Genomic DNA, 16,533 nt, shown 5'->3' with positions numbered 1-16,533 from the left:
GAGGATCGTTCCTCCACCCACACCCAGATCGAGAATCCAAGAGCTGCGACCCCGGCGATCCCGCCCACCGCTCCAGACAATCTATTTGCGCTCTCTGCGCTGGTCACAGCGAGAGCTACACCGAGTGCCGCCACTACCAGACCAGTGATCACAAGTACCCATCGAGAGCCGATCATGTCAGGATTATCCGATGAGAGCGTCCGCTGGATCAAAGGTTCCGGAGAACCTTTCATCACAATTCAGAAAGCTGATCAAGGCCTCACTCGGTCGCATTTATGTGATCTTGATTGACGTGGCCGGGTCGGCCGGGACCGGCCTGAAGAAGTCGAACGTCAGGCCCGGACGGCCGGTCGCGCCCCCGGCACCTGGATGGACAAGGTCGTGCGCTGGACGGACGACCACCCACGGGCCACCGGAGCCCGCAAAGACGGCATCGAGCGTGTAGGCCGGGCGATCGTGTCTCCCCCGGTCGACACGGATCTTTCCCCTGGTCCGGCAGGGTGGATTGATCAAGGCCCTGGGACGGTGTTGGTCGCACCGGCTCGGGGCCGTCTTTCTTTCTCCGGGTGACCGACTCGCGCCGGGCGGGGAGTCCGTACTTCCACGGGTGGGTGGCGTTCGGTGAACAGCGCGGATGGCCATGGCCTCCGCGTAAGATCGCGAGCCGCGGGTCGCGATTTTGCATGACCATGCAACACGGTGCATAATCTTGTTTTATGTCCAAGGTTCTCACCTCCTTGCCCGCCGGCGAGCGCGTCGGCATCGCCTTCTCAGGCGGCCTCGACACCTCGGTCGCCGTCGCGTGGATGCGCGACAAGGGTGCCGTTCCGTGCACCTACACCGCCGACATCGGCCAGTACGACGAGCCCGACATCGCCTCGGTACCCGGCCGCGCGTTGACGTACGGCGCCGAGATCGCGCGCCTGGTCGACTGCCGCGCGGCGCTGGTCGAGGAGGGCCTGGCCGCGCTCACCTGCGGTGCGTTCCACATCCGCTCGGGCGGGCGCGCCTACTTCAACACCACGCCGCTAGGTCGTGCCGTCACCGGGACCCTGCTGGTCCGGGCGATGATCGAGGACGACGTGCAGATCTGGGGCGACGGCTCGACGTTCAAGGGCAACGACATCGAACGGTTCTACCGGTACGGCCTGCTCACCAACCCCCACCTGCGCATCTACAAGCCCTGGCTCGACGCGGACTTCGTGTCCGAGCTCGGCGGCCGCAAGGAGATGTCGGAGTGGCTGCTCGCCCACGGCCTGCCCTACCGCGACAGCACCGAGAAGGCCTACTCGACCGACGCCAACATCTGGGGCGCCACCCACGAGGCCAAGACCCTGGAACACCTTGACACCGGCATCGAGACCGTGGACCCGATCATGGGCGTGCGATTCTGGGATCCCGCGGTCGAGATCGCCGCCGAGGACGTGACCATCGGCTTCGACCAGGGCCGCCCCGTGACGATCAACGGCAAGGAGTTCGCCAGCCCGGTCGACCTGGTGATGGAGGCGAACACGATCGGCGGGCGGCACGGCCTGGGCATGTCGGACCAGATCGAGAACCGGGTGATCGAGGCCAAGAGCCGGGGCATCTACGAGGCGCCTGGGATGGCGTTGCTGCACGCGGCGTACGAACGGCTGGTCAACGCGATCCACAACGAGGACACCCTGGCGAGCTACCACGCCGAGGGCCGGCGGCTCGGCCGGTTGATGTACGAGGGCCGCTGGCTCGACCCGCAGGCGCTGATGCTGCGAGAGTCGCTGCAGCGCTGGGTCGGCACGGCGGTCATCGGCGAGGTGACGCTGCGGCTGCGGCGCGGTGAGGACTACTCGATTCTGGACACCTCAGGCCCGGCCTTCAGCTACCACCCGGACAAGCTGTCGATGGAGCGCACCGAGGACTCGGCGTTCGGCCCGGTGGACCGGATCGGCCAGCTCACCATGCGCAACCTCGACATCGCCGACTCGCGTGCCAAGCTCGAACAGTACGCCAGCCTCGGCATGGTCGGCACCGCCCATGCCGCGCTCATCGGCGCCGTCCAGGCGGCCTCGACCGAACTGATCGGCGCGATGCCGCAGGGCGGAGCCGAGGTCATCGCCTCACGCGGCGAGGTCTCCGGCGACGACGAGATGCTCGACCACGCCGCGATGGAGTTCGGCACCGACTGAACCGCCGACGTCAACGGCACTTCTGAAATGCCGCGACTCCGGGGACCGGCTTCCGGAGAGCACCGGTAGCCCCCGATCGGGGTATCTCGGAGATTTTCACCAACGGCGCCCGCTGCTCGACCGGCGTTGGAAGGGGGAGATCGACCGGGGCGTTCAACCGTTCTCGGCTGGAGTCCGCCCTTCCACCTCAGCACCAGTAACACCAGCCAGTCGCCAAGTCCACCCGGCACTTCTGGATTCCGCTCTGCACGCTCTCGGACTCAGCGGCGAGTCGGGCGCGGTGGCGGCCAGGACCGGTGACGACGTCAGCGACCTGGCCGGCGCGGCCGTCATCGGCCTGATTCGGTCGGCGCAGACCGAGGAACCCGGCCGGTTCGTCCTGCTGGACGCCGACGAGATCACCCCACTGACGATCAGCGCTACCCTGGCCTCGAACGAACCGGAGGTCGTCGTACGGGGCGGGCAGCTGCTGGCGCGCCGCCTGGTGCGGGCCTTCTCACATGGGCCGGCGAAGTTCGCCGGAGCTGAGGACACCGTGCTGATCACCGGTGGGACCGGCACGCTCGGCGGGCTGCTGGCCCGTCACCTGGTCACCGTGCACGGGGTGCGACAGTTGGTCCTGGTCAGCCGCCGGGGTGACGCGCCAGGGTTGCGGGACGAACTCACCGCACTGGGAGCCACCGTCACTGTGGCCGCCTGCGACGTCGCGGACCGGGAGGACGGGGCGGGCAGGAGGCCCAGCCGGGTGGGGGCTGCGTATCTGCCGCTTTCGCCTCGCGAAGCGGGTGCGGGGGGGCCATATCTCCTATCACGGAGCCAGGGGTTGGAGATCCGGGTGAACCGGTCGGAGGGCGGCTTCGCCGGTCATAGGATGAATTTTCCCGGCGGGGGGACGACCGGTGTGTCCTCGAGGTTCAGCGCGGCATCGATTACCGCGTCCCACTTCTTCTGGAGCAGCCGCGAGCTGACCTCCACGTCCTCCAGGTGCAGGAGGATCGCGAAACGAGCATGCGCGTGCAGCAACGGTGAGGTGATCGAGTTCTTGAACCGTCCGATGACCGCCCATGCGATCAAGGTCGCGACATCGTTCGACCCGTCGACCCTTGCAGCAGCATCGTCGAGCACCCGCAGTGCCTTGCGCACTGTCTGATCCAGCAACTCGTGCAACACCACCGTCGACTGCTCGACCACCCGGCCGAGCCGTTCCGGTGTCAGCAGAGGGCCAAGGATCACATCCGCGCCGGACTGCACGATCGAGGGAATGTCCACCATCCCGGCGAACCGGTTCTCGAATCCGCCCGGCTTCTCGCTCACTCCACCCGACGGCGGTACCAGTAGTGGATCTACATGAGCGGGCACCTCGAGGAACTCGGGCGACAACAGATCCACCACTGCACGTAGCGCCTCGAGCTGATCCTCCTCCGGCACGGGCGACCATTCGCCGGCGAACCTGCCATCCGGCGTCGTCTCGCCGGCCTGTGCGTACTTGCGGACGGTTCCGCCCACTGCCTTGATGACCGACACCACCTGGTACCGGTGGATGAGGTACAGCAACCGGAACCTTCGCTGGATCTCGTTCGAGTCCTCACCGGCCGGCGCACTCGACGCGGAGAATCGGGCAAGCGCTACCTGCCGCACCCTTACAATGCGCGCGAACGACTCCAGCGGGCGCCCCGGGGCATGCCATCTACCACCGCTTGCGTCGGCCATGTAGTCGTGTCGCGAATCCTCGTTCGAGGTGTACGTGAGTACGTCGTCGACGCCGCCGGGAGCCGTGGCTGAGTCGAGGAGCTGTGGCGCGTAGAGCGCCTTGACGAGCCAGTGGTCCCACGGTCCGAGCTTGTTCCCGTACGACTGGCCCGGAGACTGAGCGTCCCCGGACACCACGCGGCCGTCGTCGGTGACATCGAATACCGGGCTCAGATAGTCCATCACCGACGGCACCGAGTGACAGTGCGACGCGAGGTTGTGTTGGAATCCGAACGTGTGTCCTACCTCGTGTGCCGCGACTTCCTCGACTCGCTGCAGCACGATCGCCTCCACCTCGTCACGACGAGCGTCCGCTTCTCCGAGGATGGCCTGGGCGAGCGTGCGGACGTCCTCGATGCGCTTGGATCCCAGCGACACGCACCCCTTGATGATCTCGCCGGTGCGCGGATCGGTGTGGATCGCACCGAACGCCCACCCGCGGTCAAGGCGATGCGTCCAGGCGATCGTTCCATAGCGCGGGTCGAAGAGGTCCTCCCCTTCGGGGCACACCTCCACGCGGTAGAAGTCGGGCTGCCCGATGGCCTCGAACACCTCTCGCCACCAGTTCGCCCCGTTGAGGATCGCGGAGCGATACGGCTCCGGTATCCCGGGGTCCAGGCGGAACACGATCGGTGGGTTGTCCGCACCGGGCGTGAGGCGGAATACGGGCGCGAGGGCCTCGCGCGCGTCCTCTTCTCCGATCCGGTCGAAGCGGAACAGTTCCACGTCGCCGATCGATCCCTGCCTGGGGTGCATGCGAACCGGTGAGAACCCCGGCTCGGGCAGTGGGCGCAACGCGATCCGCTGGGTGATCGACAGGGTATCCCCGGGGGCCGGGTAGCCGTGATTCGTCGGCTCGGCAGCCGGTTCCCCCAAGGTGCCGACCGGACCTTCCGGGGGCACCTCGGCGCTCACGCCGTAGGTGACGACAGCGTCGAGCACGAGGATCTCGTCGAACCACTGGCGGTGGACGACGCGACTGAGCTCCGGCCGGAGCTCATACGGGATCCCGTGGTGGCGGGTGAGCAGCTGCGCGAGTTGGAGGTGATCGAGAAGAGCGAGCGCGGTGGGGTCGAAGGTCTCCCTCCCGGGCCTTCCTCCGTTCGTGGGCGTCGCGCCGGCTTCAGCAGCGGAGGCTCTCGCTTCGCCGGAGGCGGCGTGCACGAGGACAGACTCGGGGAACGAGTCTCGCGCGGCGCGCGTGGCCGCGCCGTGGAGGACTCCCTGGGCGGTGGCGGAGGCTGTGCTGAGTCCGTAGGTGGTGTTCTCGGCGACGATCGCCCACCCGTCCTCGGTGGCGTCCGCACGGCACGCTCGGGACGGACCGATCTGGCCTCGGTCCACTCCGATGGCGCCCCATCCGATGCCCCGGAGGACGTGGCTGTGGAGGAGGAACCGGGGCGAGTCTGCGACGGACCAGGCGAACGCGCCGTCGCCCGCGAGCTCGCCGGGGGACCCGTGATCGAGCGCAGGAGTGCCTGAGGAATCGGACTCAGGTTCGGTGGGCATGCTTTCGGCCCTTTCATTGGGGCTTGCGGGGTGTGACCTATGTCGCTACGGTTCCGGCATGGTACTTCATATACCAAACAGTTTCCAGGAGCTGAGGAACGACGGCACCGGAGGTGTGCAGTGACACGAGAATCAGTCCCGCAAGGGGGCGGACCGGCAGGCGTCCGCCGGTTCGTCGGCAGAAGGGTTCTCGGGCAAGTCGCCGCGGTGACGGTGATCGCCGTGGCCGCTGCCGGGTGTGGTGCCGGATCCTCCTCGGGATCCGGTGCTGAGAACCGGATCGTGATCGCCCAGTCGAGCGATCCGGGCAGCCTCAACGTGACCGTTCGCGACAACCGCGCGGAGATGAACGTCTCGGAGAACGTCACCGAGAGGTTGCTGCGCTTCGACCCGGAGGCGACGGGCTTCGAACCCGTGTTGGCCACCAGTTGGAAGCAGATCGACCCCCTCACCGTGGAACTGAAGCTGCGCGAGGGTGTGAAGTTCACCAACGGAGAGCCGTTCAACGCCGAGAGTGCCGTCTACAGCCTCGACCTGGTGCGGAACGCGAATCCGTACAAGTCGATGCTGCAACCGATCACCACAGTCGAGGCAGTCGACGACTACACGATTCGCGTGAAGACCCAGCGGCCGTCGCCGCTGGTGATGAACGGACTCGCCTACAGCAGCTATCAGTTCCCGAAGAAGTACTACACCGAGGTCGGTGGAGAGAAGTTCGGGGTGGAGCCGATCGGCACCGGGCCGTTCGTTCTGAAGAAGTGGAACCGCGGCGAGAGCATCCAGATGACCGCCAATCCGGACTACTGGGCCGGCAAGGCCAAGTACGACGAGTTGGACTTCAAGATCATTCCGGACCCGTCCTCGCAGATCGCGGCCTTGCAGAGCGGTGAGGTCGATCTCGTCGCCAAGGTGGAGGTCGGCTCGTTCGATGCGGTGGCGTCGGGATCGAACTCGACCCTCGTGAGTCGGCCGGGAATGCGCTGTGTCGCGCTGGTCTTCAACCAGAGGTACAAGTCTCCGCTGAGCAACCCCAAGGTGCGACAGGCGCTCTGGCACGCGATCGATGTCCGGTCGCTGATCGATCAGCAGCTGGGCGGCAAGGGTGAGCTGCTCGAGGGGCAGATGGTGACGCCCAACTTCACCGGCTACGTCCCGGACACGCCGGCCTCGGTCTACGACTTCGATCCGGACAAGACCAAGCAGATGCTTGCAGAAGCCGGGTATCCCGACGGTTTCACGATCGATTTCAAGTATGCGATCGGACTCTTCCCGCAGGACAAGGAAATCGCTCAGGTGATCGCCGGCCAGTTGGAGAAGGTCGGCATCAAGGTCAAGCAGACGGGGCTCGAGGCCGGGGCCTTTCTGACCGAGCACAACGCACACACGCTGCGAGACATGTACATGGTCGGCTACCTGCCGCCACCGGACGCGAGCTTCATGTATGACGTGTGGCGTCCCGGGCCGGACGCTGTGTACCAGGATGCCGAGTTCGGCCGGTTGCTCGATGAGACCTACAGCGTGGCGGACCCCGACAAGCGGCAGAAGGTCTTCGAGCAGCTCGTGGATCGCCTCCGGGAGGATCCGCCCTGGGTGCCCTTGTTCCAGAGCGCTGACAACTACGGCGTGTCGAAGCGCATCACGGGATTCACGCCGCACGCCACCCAACTGATCGTGCCTTACGAGCTGGAGATCAAGTGATGGAACACAACATCAAGGAAGTAACCGTGATGCGGGACCTCGACGGTTCCGACGTCCGGATCTGGGTGCATGAGTTCATCGGGAGCGAACCCGGCCCGACGCTCGGTGTCATCGGCACCCAGCACGGAGACGAGTGGCTCACGGTCTCCGCCTTGCGTCATACCGTCGAGCAGCTGGGAAAGGAGGAGTTCCGCGGCAAGGTCATCGTCATTCCGGTGGCGAACCCGGTCTCGTTGCGAGACGGGGTTCGCAACACCCAGATCGAGTCGGACGCGCCGGACATGAACCGGGTCTGGCCGGGGAGCTTCACCTGGATCACGGACCTGCTGGTCAAGGCGTTGGTTCCCTTCGTGGAGAGCTGTGACGCGCTGATAGACCTGCACTTTGGTCAGTGGGGCGTGCTGATGGCCAACGCGTGGTGGAGTGAGGACCTGCCGGACGACAAGGTCACCCAGCAGGGGCGCGACATGTGCATCGCATTCGGCAGCTCGGTGCAGAGGCGCGCGGGCCTGAAGCATCCTGGATCCGGAACGCTGGCCGCATACGCCGGAATCGGGTTGGGGATCCCCTGCATCTCGGGAGGGATCGGCGGAGCAGGCTTCGGACTGGCCGAGGAGCAGCGGTGGATCGAGGCCAACACCACCGGTGTGCTCAATGTGATGACCCAGCTCGGGATGCGAACCGAGCCGATGAAGCTCCCCGATCAACTGCTGCACTTCAGCAAGACCACGAGGGTGCATCCGTCGGTGGGAGGCCTGCTCCTGCCCGAGCCCGAGGTGATCGACCTCCTGCCGCGAGTCGAGCCGGGTCAGAAGCTCGGTGTGGTGGTGTGTCCGCAGACCTTCGAGGTCCTGGAGACCTTGACCGCGCCCGTCGGCGGGTGGCTGTACTGGACCGCTCGGTCCTATCCCGTGCGCCCAGGGTGCTTCGCGTTCGGGTTGGCCGAGGAGAGCTCGGCTCAATGGCTGCCCAGCCCGACTACGAGCTGAGGTCGTTCCGATGGCGTCGAGCGATGATATGCCGCTGCTGGATGTGCGGGATCTGACCGTGAGCATCAACACGGCTGATGGTCAGATCCGGCCCTCCAACGGACTGTCCTTCGCATTGCGGCCCGGAGAAAGACTGGGATTGGTGGGGGAGTCCGGGTCAGGCAAGAGCATTACCGCGCTCAGCCTGGCGCGGCTCCTTCCGCCGCCGGCACGAGTGCGATCTGGCGAGGTGTTGTTCGAGGGGACGGACCTGCTGACTCTCACCGAAGCGGAGATGCGGCGTCTTCGGGGGGGCCGGATCGGCTTCGTCTTCCAGGACTCCACCACCAGCCTGAATCCAACGCTCACCGTGGGGTACCAGGTGGCCGAGAGCTTGCGGATCCATCGCGGGCGCAGCAAGCGCACGGCGCGGGCGGAGACGATCGATCTCCTGGACCGGGTCGGGCTCCCGGAGCCCGCTCGGAGGTTCGGCTCCTATCCGCACCAGTTGTCCGGTGGGCAACGGCAGCGAGTCGCGATCGCCATGGCGATCGCCTGCAAGCCGAAGCTGATCATCGCCGACGAGCCGACCACTGCGCTCGACGTCAGCGTGCAGGGCCAGATCTTGAGCTTGCTGTCCGAGCTCGTCAGCGACACCGACGCGGCGGTTCTGCTGATCACGCACGATCTTGCTGCCGCGGCGGACTTCTGCGATCGGATCGCCGTCATGTATGCCGGTCGGATCGTCGAGATGGCACCCGCTCGGGTCGTCGAGCGCGGAGCACGAATGCCGTACACCCAGGCGCTGCTGGACTGCATCCCGCGACTGGACGAGGACCTCGAGGCCCTGGCTGCTCCGGTTCAGGGCAGTCCTCCGAACCTGCTCGCGTTGCCGCCGGGGTGCTCGTTCCAACCGCGTTGCACGGCGGCGCGAGACGAATGCAATGACGGAGTGCCGGAACTCTCCGAGTTCGCACAGGGGCACCTGGCGCGATGTATCGGAGCACAGGCGGGAGGCTGGTTGTGAATCAATCCAGCAGGGAAACGCTGGTGGAGGCTCGCGACGTCGTCGTCGACTTCGGGGGACGACGCGGATCGGGATCGAAGCGCGCGGTTGCCGAGGTGTCGTTGACGATCCGGCGCGGCGAGACTCTCGGACTGGTCGGTGAGTCCGGATCCGGGAAGAGCACCCTCGGGCGGGCCTTGATCGGACTGCAGCCCGCGACATCCGGGGAGATCGTCTTCGACGGGGTCTCGATGACCACGGCCCCGCGTGGGGAACGCCGTGACGCCCGGCGGCGGATGCAGATGGTCTTCCAGGATCCGTACGCGTCCCTGAACCCGCGCATGCAGCTCGAGGCGATCGTGAGCGAGCCGATCGTGGCGCACAGACTCGCCACCGGAGGTGAGGTGCGATCTCGGGTTCGCGACCTGTTGCGGCAGGTCGGCCTCGACCCGGATTGGTCCAAGCGCTTCCCTCGGGAACTGTCCGGGGGGCAACAGCAGCGCGTCGCCATCGCCCGAGCGCTGGCCTCCGAGCCGGACTTCATCGTCTGCGATGAACCGACCAGTGCTCTGGATGTCTCAGTCCAAGCTCAGATGCTGCACCTGCTGAAGTCGATGAGGGAGCAGCGAACCCTGACGTACCTGTTCGTCTCCCACAACCTGGCCGTCGTTCGTCGGATGTCCCACCGGATCGCGGTGATGTACGCCGGCACCCTGGTGGAGATCGGATCACGAGACGAGTTCTTCGCCTCCCCTCTGCATCCCTACACCCGCCGTCTCCTGGCGGCGGTTCCGGGAAACCACCAGCAGATCGACCCCGAGCTCACCCACGCTCCGGGCCCGCTGCCGGCTCCAGGAGAGACTCCGGACACGAACAGCTGCCCGTTCTGGTCTCGCTGCCCTCTCTATGAGCAGTTGGGCGCGCCGGAACGGTGCAGGACGGAGAAGCCCGAGTTGGGCGCCATCGACGCCGGGCACGCGGTGGCGTGTCACTTCGTCGAGGCCGCGGCATTGCAGACACAGGGGGAGGTGCGATGAGAAGCACATATCTACCCCTGGTGATGTCCAGCGTCCGGGCAGTCGCCCGGATGGCGCTCACGCTGCTCGGGGTCACGATCGCCGTGTTCCTGATCGTTCGCCAGACCGGTGACCCCGCTGCCATCCTGCTGCCGATCAACACTCCGCCGGAGGTGATCGCGCACTTCCGAGAGGCGCACGGGCTCGATCGAGGCTTGATCGGCTCGTTCATCGCCTACCTCGGGGACATCGTCCACGGCCAGCTGGGAGACTCGATCCGCTATCAGACGCCGGTCACCTCGCTCATCTTCGAACGAGCCGGCGCGACGCTCGAGTTGGGTCTGACCGCCCTTGCCATGGGGGCCGCTGTCGCGCTCCCGCTCGGAATCCTCGGCGCGCTCCGGCCGGGATCACTGATCGACAATCTCGGGCGCTGGCTGGCCGTGCTCGGCCAGTCGGTCCCGGTCTTCTACTCGGGCACACTGCTGATCTTCGTGTTCGGAGTGCAGTTGGGTCTCCTGCCCACCGTCGGCACCGGGGGCTGGGAACACCTGGTGCTGCCGGCCTCCTCGATGTCACTGTTCGTGATCCCGCTGCTGCTGCGGGTCACCCGCAGCAGCATCCTCGAGCAGCAGCAGCAGGACTTCATCCGTACCGCCCGCGCCAAGGGCCTGAGTCCCACGCGGGTCCTCACCATCCACGTGATGCGGAACGCGATGATCCCGATCGTGACCGTTCTCGGGCTGCAGTTCGGCTACCTCCTCGGTGGGGCCGTGATCACCGAGGCCGTGTTCGGGTGGCCAGGGATCGGCCAACTGCTGGTGAACGCCATCTCGACCCGAGACTTCCCGGTGGTCCAGGGGATCACCCTGTTCGCAGCGTTCGGAGTGATCGCCATCAACCAGATAGTCGACGTCATCTATGCACTGCTCGACCCGAGGATCCGGCGATGATCGGCCGACAGGCGAAGGGGCGCGCCCGGGGCAGGATGGGCGGCAGGATCGCGCGCCGAGCAGGCTGGACAGTCCTTGTGCTGCTCATCGTGTGCGCCGTGTGGCCCCACGGGTGGCTTCCCCATGACGCCTTCCAGACCGATCCGAGTGTTCGGTTCACCTCGCCGAGCCTGGGCAGCTACCCGTTGGGCACCGATGCGCTGGGCCGGGACATCTTCAGCATGATGGTCGTGGGAGCGCGCTACACCTTGATGGTCGTCGCCGGAGCCGCCTTGATCGGCTTGCTGATCGGTGTCGCCGTGGGTCTGTCTGCAGGCTTCTTCCGTGGCTGGTGCGAAGGAATCCTGATGCGGCTCGTCGACGTCCAGTTGGCCTTCCCGCAGCTGATCCTGCTGATCGCGGTGATCGCCGCCTTCGGGCCCAGCCTGACCAATCTCGTCCTGATTCTGGGCATCGCCTCCGCGGCGCCCTATGCCCGGTTGGCACATGGTGCCGCCCTCACCCTGCGCGAGCGCTTGTTCGTCGACGCGGCACGCGTCTCCGGCACTCGCACGGTGAAGATCCTGGGCCGGCATCTGCTGCCGAACTCATGGCCGACGATCTTGGTCTACTTCACCTACGACTTGGCCCACCTGGTGCTGCTGGAGTCGTCGTTGTCCTATCTGGGATTCGGTGTCCAGCCGCCGACACCGAGTTGGGGAACGATCATCTCCGAAGCGAAGGGATACATGTCCACCGCGCCGTGGGCGAGTCTCGTACCGGGAATCGCGATCGTATGCGTGGTCGCGGCCTTCAACTTCGTCGGTGATGGCCTGCGGGAACGCGTAGGTGTCGATCCCGACGAGATCGGGGTGGGACAGGACAGTCCGAGGGAGCCCAAGGGGAGAAATGTTTTGAGTCGTCAATGAGAGAGGTATCGACTATGGCCGACCTGCACATCTGCGATGTCCGTCTGCCAGACGCATCGATCGGCTGCGTCCAGGTGATCGACGGACTAATCACTGACATCGCACCGGAGGTGGAGCACGCCGACGGGTCGCCGGTGCTCAACGGGAACGGGGGGTATCTCATCCCCGGTCTCGTCGACGCGCATGCACACGTCGACAAGACCACCTGGGGCCTCCCGTATCGTCCGCACTCCGCCGGGCCGACTCTGCTCGATCTCACCGACAACGAGCGCCGGGTCCGTGGCCGGCTCGGCCTGACCGTCGAGGATCGGGCCCGGGCGCTGCTGACCGAGTGCATCGCTCAGGGCACGACGTCGATGCGCACGCATGTCGACGTCGATGACGAGAACGGTCTGGAGAGCGTGGAGGGCGTCGCCCGGGCGGTGCGCTCCCTGGAGGGACAGATCGACGTCCAGATCGTGGCGTTCCCGCAGAGTGGCCTGCTACGTCGCCCGGGCACTGCCGAGCTGCTGGAGAAGTCGTTGTCCGCGGGTGCCGACATCGTCGGTGGACTCGACCCCGCGGGGTTCGACCGCGACCCGGTGGCGCACCTCTCCCGTGTCTTCGGCATCGCCGAGCGTCACGGCGCACCGGTGGACATTCACCTGCACGATGGTGGTGAGCTCGGGGCGTGGCAACTGGAGCTCATCGCGGAGAACGCGCGTGCTCGAGGCATGTCCGGGCAGGTGACGGTGAGTCATGCGTTCGCTCTCGGAGACGTCGGCGTCGCGCGACAGCATGAGCTCGCCGAGCAGTTGGCGGACAGCGGCGTGGGCATCGCCACGGTCGCGCCCGGAGGACACGCCATGATCCCGATCAAGCTCCTCAGCGAGCACGGCGTACGGGTGTGCTGTGGCAACGACGGAGTGCGCGACCTCTGGGGGCCCTTCGGTACCGGGAGCATGCTGGAGCGCGCGATGCTCGTCGCCTACAGGTGCGGCTTCCGCCGCGATGAGGATCTCGAGCTCTGCCTGGACATCGCCACACGGGGAGGGGCTCGGGTACTGGGTATCGAATCCGGATACGGTCTCGCCAAGGGCGACCGAGCCGACTTCCTCGTGGCCCGGGCGCAGTCAGCCGCGGAGGCGGTGTCGAGGCCGGAACGTCCGCTGCTGGTGGTGAAGGCAGGTCGTGTTGTCGCCCGACAGGATGGTGTCGAGGCCACTCCAGCGGCTCGTCATCGCGAGGAGAGTCGTCGATGACGATGACCACGCTTGCGGCCGCGAACATGAAGGTGACGCGTGACAAGCAGGCCAACCTCGAGAAGATCAGTGAGCTGATCGCCGAGGCCGGCAGCCGCGGGGTGGACTTCCTGGTCTTCCCCGAGGCATCTCTCCAGGGGTACGTGGACTTCGCTATCCCGCGTGGAACAGCGGCGCAGGCGGATCAGACCAAGCGCCTCCTCGAGGCCGCGGAGACGATTCCCGGACCCGCGACCGAGGCGCTCGGCGAGCTGGCCGCACGACATGACATGTTCGTGCAGTTCGGACTCATCGAGGCTGGTCGCTACGGCAGCGTGCTGTACAACTCGGTGGCCATCGTCGGTCCCGGTGGTGTCGTGCACTCCTTCCGCAAGATGCACAACAAGCCCGAGTACCCCTACATGAAACCGGGGCACCGATCCGACGTGACGATGGCGGGTGATACCCGGGTAGGCAGTCTGATCTGCGCCGACCTGCTGTTTCCCGAACTGAGCCGGCTGTACGCATTGCAGGGCGCCGAGTTGTTGCTCTATTCCACCGCATGGCCCACCAGGATGGGAGAATCGCAGGGGACCGGCGAATACATGGACCTGTGCGCCCGATCCACGGCCTTCTTCAACCAGACCTGGATGGTGGTGTCGAATCATTGTGAACAGGGGGCCTACTCGGAGCGCCTCGACTATTACGGGGGGAGCCAGATCGTCGACCCCCGGGGAACGGTCGTTGCTCGGGCCGAGGTGGACGAGTGCCTGGTGGTGCACACCGCGGACCTCGCCGAGGAGATATCGGCGGCGCGGACCCACAGCGGCATAGGACAGAGCTTTCTGGACGACCGTCGACCCGAGTGCTATGCACTATTGGCAGAAGATCTCGACGCTCGCTTGCCATCGGTTGGCGTTGCCAGCCCGGACGCGGTCAATTCGAAACTGGAGGAATTGTGACGGTGACAGCTGATATCCCGGGGTCGGGCGGATGGCCCGCATGATCGCACCGGAGACGTCGCTCGGGTCCGCCGACAGGTCGTTGGTCGAGCAGGTGTACGCGCGCCTGCGCGAGCAGATCATCGAGGGCGTGTTCCCGTCGGGGACGCGTCTGATCGAGCGTGACCTGGCGCTGAGCCTGGATGTCTCCCGGGTGCCGCTGCGCGAGGCATTCGTCCGACTCCAGCTGGACGGATTCATCGACCTCATCCCGCGTCGCGGTGCGGTGGTACGACAGCTCACCATGCGTGATGCCGATGAGCTCTTCAGCGTTCGGATATCTCTGGAGGGGTTGGCGGCCCAGCTCGCTGCCCAGCGATCCTCGGCCGAGGAGATCGAGCAACTGAAGGAGGCCCTGAGGCAGGCCGAGGCGGCCACCGAAACCGATGACCCTGGGGTGATCAGCTCGGCCAACGCGGCATTTCACGAGTGCATCGTGGAGATCTCGGGCAATGTCTTGCTGCAACGGATGATGGCCATGATCAGCGGCCGGGTGCGCTGGCTCTTCAGGCTGACGGCGGAACGCGACCCGACGTCACTGTGCCATGAGCATCAGCAGCTCTTCGCTGCGATCGAGAAGGGCGACGCTGAATCAGCTGCCGCGCTCGCATCGGAACACGTCAGGAGCGGTCGCCGGCATTCGATGGAGATCCTCAGCCAGGTGCTGCCAGATGAGGCATGAGCCGACACTCCAAGGGGCGTGCGACTGCCGGCCCTGGTGAGGACCGGGGCCGCCCCAGCTCTGGAGTAGCGTTGAGGCACCCGGGCCATCTGCGGCCCGCGAGAGGCGACGAAGAGGCGGTCGTGGCCGTCGGCGGCCGGCTCGTCGTCGGGCCCGCCGGTTACCTCACCTTGCAGGCGGCGGTGTGCGGGTTGATCCCGCTGGCCGCGGCCGCCGTGGCGGTGCGACACCGGGTTGCGTCCGCGGACGTGGTGGATGAGTTTCCCCAGTTAGATGGTGTGGCGCCGTGAAATGAGGACGGCCATCGCGTGATCCTTCAGGTTGCGAAACCAAGATCGAAGGAGAAGAAAGCGATGGCCGTGCCCAACAGTGTGGACCCCACCGCCTGCCAAGCCGAGCTCACCTTCGCCGCCATGGTGCTCAACCTCGGCAAGCTCTGCCGCCTGGACCCGGCCCGGCGCTCAGCCGCACTCACCACCTGAACGGCGGCGACACCCCGTGGACTCACCAGCGTCCCGGCCCCACCGCTACCGGCTCCGACCGGCAGGCTGACCATGCGCCAATCCACTCGGCACCGGCCGCTCGACCATCCAAGCGGCCTCGAATCAGGCCGTACCGAAAAGGCAACAGCCACACCGTCGAGCTCGCCATCCCGAAACTACGCTCAGGCTCCTACTTCCCCGACTGGCTGCTGGAGTGGCGCAGCCGGGCCGAGCAAGCCCTGATCAGCGTGGTGGCCACCGGCTACCTGATCGGGGTCTCCACCCGGCGGGTGGACAAGCGGGTCGAACAGCTCGGCATCAAACACATCTCCAAAAGCCAGGTCAGCGAGATGGCCAAGGTACTGGACGTCCAGGTGGAGGCCTTACTTCCGGTGAGGAACGTCGCACTAGCCGGGAAGCCCGCTGCGGATGTGCTGGAAGACCAGGCTGGTCTCAGTCGAGGCATACTCCCGTGAGGCGCTGAGGTGTAGCGTGACGAACTCGCGCAGCGCGTCGGGCGACGCGGCCGTCACCTGGATCAGGAAGTCCACCGATCCCGCCAGGAAGTAGACGTTCAGCACTCCTGGCAGTGCGGCCAGCTTGGCGGTCATCTCACCGATGCGGGAGCGCGCAGTTGGTTGCACGCGCACGGCAATCATGGCCTGGATCGGCAGGCCGAGGGCCTCAGGGGCGATGTCGGCGTAGAAGCCACGGATTGCTCCGATCTCACGCAGGCGTCTCAACCTCAGCGAGCACGTCGATGGAGCGATCCCGACTCGGCCGGCGAGCGTGTTGTTCGGGATGCGCGCGTCCTCGGCCAGCTCATGGAGCAGCCGTCGATCCACGTCATCCAGCGCTGCCGGAGTGCCGCGGAACGGTCGCACAGGATTCGGACTCGATGGTCGAGAAGGACTCATGAATGAACGATGGGCGAGTATCTGCTGAGATATCGCTAGTTCTTGCGATGTTATGGCGCCTTATCAAAGGACCCGCCACCATCATTGCTGTTTCCCGATAAAGGGGTGGGCAATGCTCATCGCTGTCCCGAAGGAAGTCAAAAACGAGTACCGCGTGGCCATCACACCCGCAGGCGTTAACGAACTGACCCTGAACGGGCACGAAGTGTACGACCAGCCCACGCCGACACCATCGGCGGCGCCCGGCTCCTGCTGGTAG

The 16,533-nt window shown here is 66.1% G+C and carries 15 protein-coding genes and 3 pseudogenes; 16 read left to right on the top strand and 2 right to left on the bottom strand.

All coding sequences use genetic code 11. The features are described 5' to 3' along the window. The first annotated feature begins 716 nt into the window (after nucleotides 1-716). The gene (gene argG, locus OIE13_RS13385) at nucleotides 717-2,165 is read left to right on the top strand and encodes an argininosuccinate synthase (RefSeq protein WP_326830079.1); all 1,449 of its coding nucleotides are present in this window, start codon (nucleotides 717-719) and stop codon (nucleotides 2,163-2,165) included. A 280-nt stretch (nucleotides 2,166-2,445) separates the two neighbouring features. Further along, nucleotides 2,446-2,874: pseudogene (locus tag OIE13_RS13380) on the top strand (KR domain-containing protein); the annotation flags it as partial. Nucleotides 2,875-3,029: 155 nt separating this feature from the next. On the opposite strand, the gene OIE13_RS13375 reads toward OIE13_RS13380, so the two are convergent. Then, a complete protein-coding gene (locus OIE13_RS13375; RefSeq protein ID WP_326830078.1) occupies nucleotides 3,030-4,829 on the bottom strand; it encodes a zinc-dependent metalloprotease in 1,800 nt (599 codons plus the stop codon). Between the two features lie 51 nt (nucleotides 4,830-4,880). Here OIE13_RS13375 and OIE13_RS13370 point away from each other — a divergent pair, with 51 nt between their 5' ends. The 13 genes and pseudogenes from OIE13_RS13370 to OIE13_RS13310 all read left to right on the top strand — a co-directional run. After that, nucleotides 4,881-5,396 carry a hypothetical protein gene (locus tag OIE13_RS13370; RefSeq protein WP_326830077.1) on the top strand — a complete coding sequence of 172 codons (516 nt, stop codon included), beginning with the start codon at nucleotides 4,881-4,883 and terminating at the stop codon, nucleotides 5,394-5,396. Nucleotides 5,397-5,630: 234 nt separating this feature from the next. Further along, nucleotides 5,631-7,121 (top strand): ABC transporter substrate-binding protein, encoded by a 1,491-nt coding sequence (locus tag OIE13_RS13365; protein ID WP_326639726.1) that lies wholly within the window; start codon nucleotides 5,631-5,633, stop codon nucleotides 7,119-7,121. After that, nucleotides 7,121-8,110 carry a succinylglutamate desuccinylase/aspartoacylase family protein gene (locus OIE13_RS13360; RefSeq protein ID WP_326639728.1) on the top strand — a complete coding sequence of 330 codons (990 nt, stop codon included), beginning with the start codon at nucleotides 7,121-7,123 and terminating at the stop codon, nucleotides 8,108-8,110. The genes OIE13_RS13365 and OIE13_RS13360 overlap by 1 nt, the downstream gene beginning before the upstream one ends. 10 nt (nucleotides 8,111-8,120) lie before the next feature. Beyond that, nucleotides 8,121-9,116, top strand: coding sequence for an ABC transporter ATP-binding protein (locus tag OIE13_RS13355; RefSeq protein WP_326639731.1), 996 nt, complete (start codon nucleotides 8,121-8,123; stop codon nucleotides 9,114-9,116). Further along, entirely contained in the window at nucleotides 9,113-10,132 is a 1,020-nt protein-coding gene (locus tag OIE13_RS13350) for an ABC transporter ATP-binding protein (RefSeq protein WP_326830076.1), read from the top strand. The genes OIE13_RS13355 and OIE13_RS13350 overlap by 4 nt, the downstream gene beginning before the upstream one ends. Continuing rightward, entirely contained in the window at nucleotides 10,129-11,064 is a 936-nt protein-coding gene (locus OIE13_RS13345; protein ID WP_326639734.1) for an ABC transporter permease, read from the top strand. The genes OIE13_RS13350 and OIE13_RS13345 overlap by 4 nt, the downstream gene beginning before the upstream one ends. 77 nt (nucleotides 11,065-11,141) lie before the next feature. Then, nucleotides 11,142-11,972 carry an ABC transporter permease gene (locus OIE13_RS13340; RefSeq protein WP_326830075.1) on the top strand — a complete coding sequence of 277 codons (831 nt, stop codon included), beginning with the start codon at nucleotides 11,142-11,144 and terminating at the stop codon, nucleotides 11,970-11,972. Nucleotides 11,973-11,986: 14 nt separating this feature from the next. Further along, nucleotides 11,987-13,213 (top strand): amidohydrolase family protein, encoded by a 1,227-nt coding sequence (locus tag OIE13_RS13335; RefSeq protein ID WP_326830074.1) that lies wholly within the window; start codon nucleotides 11,987-11,989, stop codon nucleotides 13,211-13,213. Continuing rightward, entirely contained in the window at nucleotides 13,210-14,154 is a 945-nt protein-coding gene (locus tag OIE13_RS13330) for a carbon-nitrogen hydrolase family protein (protein ID WP_326639741.1), read from the top strand. The genes OIE13_RS13335 and OIE13_RS13330 overlap by 4 nt, the downstream gene beginning before the upstream one ends. Nucleotides 14,155-14,236: 82 nt before the next feature. Next, nucleotides 14,237-14,875, top strand: coding sequence for a GntR family transcriptional regulator (locus tag OIE13_RS13325; RefSeq protein ID WP_326639743.1), 639 nt, complete (start codon nucleotides 14,237-14,239; stop codon nucleotides 14,873-14,875). A gap of 71 nt (nucleotides 14,876-14,946) precedes the next feature. After that, nucleotides 14,947-15,165 (top strand): hypothetical protein, encoded by a 219-nt coding sequence (locus OIE13_RS13320; protein ID WP_326639746.1) that lies wholly within the window; start codon nucleotides 14,947-14,949, stop codon nucleotides 15,163-15,165. A gap of 63 nt (nucleotides 15,166-15,228) precedes the next feature. Further along, a complete protein-coding gene (locus OIE13_RS13315; RefSeq protein WP_326639749.1) occupies nucleotides 15,229-15,357 on the top strand; it encodes a hypothetical protein in 129 nt (42 codons plus the stop codon). 152 nt (nucleotides 15,358-15,509) lie between these two features. Then, nucleotides 15,510-15,740 (top strand): annotated as a pseudogene (locus OIE13_RS13310) (transposase); the annotation flags it as partial. 24 nt (nucleotides 15,741-15,764) lie between these two features. On the opposite strand, the gene OIE13_RS13305 reads toward OIE13_RS13310, so the two are convergent. Beyond that, nucleotides 15,765-16,202 carry an Lrp/AsnC family transcriptional regulator gene (locus OIE13_RS13305; RefSeq protein WP_326639751.1) on the bottom strand — a complete coding sequence of 146 codons (438 nt, stop codon included), beginning with the start codon at nucleotides 16,200-16,202 and terminating at the stop codon, nucleotides 15,765-15,767. 184 nt (nucleotides 16,203-16,386) lie between these two features. Here OIE13_RS13305 and OIE13_RS13300 point away from each other — a divergent pair. Continuing rightward, a pseudogene (locus OIE13_RS13300) lies at nucleotides 16,387-16,485 on the top strand (hypothetical protein); the annotation flags it as partial. Between the last annotated feature and the right edge of the window lie 48 nt (nucleotides 16,486-16,533).

Origin of the sequence: Streptosporangium sp. NBC_01810, from assembly GCF_035917355.1 — a bacterium.
GTDB lineage: Bacteria > Actinomycetota > Actinomycetes > Streptosporangiales > Streptosporangiaceae > Streptosporangium.
This window is presented reverse-complemented; position numbering and strand designations above follow the sequence as displayed.